A 708-nucleotide genomic window follows, 5' to 3' on the forward strand; every position below is an offset into this window, starting at 1 on the left:
TTCCCCCACCACCCCTTAAATACCGACGCGGCCGTGCCGAGCCCGCCCGGCGGCCTTCGTCGGAAGCGAACCATCAGGCGCTGATGGAAGCCTTCTCCAGGATCTCGCGCGCGAGGGCGGCGGTCTCGGACGGGGTCTTGCCGACCTTCACGCCCGCGGCCTCGAGGGCGTCCTTCTTGGCCTGGGCGGTACCGGCGGAGCCGGAGACGATGGCGCCGGCGTGGCCCATGGTCTTGCCCTCGGGGGCGGTGAAGCCCGCGACGTAGCCGACGACCGGCTTGGTGACGTTGGCCTGGATGTAGGCTGCGGCCCGCTCCTCGGCGTCGCCGCCGATCTCGCCGATCATGACGATGAGCTTGGTCTCCGGGTCCTTCTCGAACGCCTCGATGGCGTCGATGTGGGTGGTGCCGATGACCGGGTCGCCGCCGATGCCGATGGCGGTGGAGAAACCGAAGTCCCGCAGCTCGTACATCATCTGGTAGGTCAGGGTGCCCGACTTGGAGACCAGACCGATCGGGCCCTTGCCCGCGATGTTGGCCGGGGTGATGCCGACCAGCGACTCACCCGGGGTGATGATGCCGGGGCAGTTCGGGCCGATGATGCGGGTCTTCTCGCCCTTCTCCACGTTGTAGGCCCACGCGTACGCGGTGTCCTGCACCGGGATGCCCTCGGTGATGACCACGAGCAGCGGGATCTCCGCGTCGATGG

At 68.6% G+C, this 708-nt stretch carries 1 protein-coding gene; it reads right to left on the bottom strand.

Going from position 1 to position 708, the window contains the following annotated elements; genetic code table 11:
• Window positions 1–73 precede the first annotated feature (73 nt).
• A partial coding sequence (locus tag ACIRS4_RS37790) for a succinate--CoA ligase subunit alpha (RefSeq protein WP_404204735.1) occupies window positions 74–708 on the bottom strand: 635 nt, incomplete at its 5' end.

This window comes from Streptomyces sp. NPDC101166, from assembly GCF_044768125.1.
Classification (GTDB): domain Bacteria; phylum Actinomycetota; class Actinomycetes; order Streptomycetales; family Streptomycetaceae; genus Streptomyces.